The sequence below is a fragment of the Mesorhizobium sp. M7A.F.Ca.ET.027.02.1.1 genome (assembly GCF_004022985.1).
Taxonomy (GTDB): domain Bacteria; phylum Pseudomonadota; class Alphaproteobacteria; order Rhizobiales; family Rhizobiaceae; genus Mesorhizobium.
In genome coordinates, this window is record NZ_RZOL01000762.1 from 1 (window position 1) to 1,268 (window position 1,268).

The 1,268-nt window shown below is 64.4% G+C and carries 1 protein-coding gene; it reads right to left on the bottom strand.

Features of this window, described 5'->3' with window-relative positions; genetic code table 11:
* Positions 1-1,268 (bottom strand): pitrilysin family protein (locus tag EN749_RS35945; RefSeq protein ID WP_245491588.1); only part of this gene is annotated, 1,268 nt, incomplete at both ends.

Sequence of the window (1,268 nt, forward strand, 5' to 3'; positions counted from 1 at the left end):
CTTGCCGGCTCCGGCCAATTTCGGGCCGATCACCATGATGGTCGGCTCGGCGGTCAGCAGCTTCTTCGCCGCCGCCTTGACCTGATCGAGCGTCACCGCGTTGATGTAACCGGTCCGGCGCTGCATGTAGTCGATGCCGAGATCGTCGAGCTGCAACTCGACCAGCGTCGAGGCGATGGCGCTGGACGAGTCCAGATTGTTGATGGCGTAGGCGCCGATCATGTATTTCTTGGTGGCCGCCAGTTCCGCTTCGGTCGGGCCTTCTTCGGCCAGTCGCTTGACCACGTCGCGGATGATGCCGAGCGTTTCGGACGCACGGTCGGAGCGGGTGCCGGTGCTGACGATCAGCGCGCTGGCGTGGTCCTGGTTGATGAGCGAGGAGTTGACGCTGTAGGCCAGCCCGCGCTTCTCGCGCACCTCCTGGAACAGGCGCGAGGTGAAGGTGCCGCCGCCAAGAATCTCGTTCATCAGCACGGCGGGGAAGAAATCCGCTGCCTTGCGCTTCACGCCGGGAAAAGCGAGCTGCAGGGAGGTCTGCGGCAGGTCGTAGTCGACCTCGATATGCTGCGCCAGCTTCGGGTCGATATCGGCCACTGGCCTCAGCGCCTGGTTTTGCGGCAGGTCGCCGAACACCATGTCGAGCTTCTTCTTCAGCGTCTCCGCGTCGATGGCGCCGACAACGGCGACCCGCAGCCCGCCGCGCGCGAACACCGCTTTGTGCAAGGCATTGAGATCATCGCGCGTGATGGTGGCGATGCTTTCCTTGGTGCCCTGGTCGGAGCGGGAATAGGGATGATCGCCATAAAGCGCTCGCGCCCATTTGTTCTGCGCCACCGTGTCGGGATCGTTTTCGCCGGCGATGATGCCGGACAGGATCTGGGAGCGGATGCGGTCAATCGGCAGCTGGTCGAAGCGCGGCTCGTTGACCGCCAGCCGCAACAGGTCGAATGCCTGGTCGCGCTGCTCGGCCAGCATGCGCATCGAGCCGTAGATGCCGTCGCGGCTCTCGTCGAAGCTCATCTCGGCGCCGGCATCGTCGAGCTTGATCTGGAAGTCTTCACTGTCGAGCGGTCCGGCGCCTTCGTCGAACAGGCCGGTCATCAGATTGGCCAGTCCCTCCTTGCCGACGGGATCCTGCGTCGAGCCGCCGCCGAAAACAAAGCGGATGGCAACGACCGGCACGGAATAGTCCTCGACCAGCCAGGCGGTGATGCCCTTTGGCGAGGTGACGGACTGGATGTCCATGGCCCGCGCGGTGAGTGCCGGCA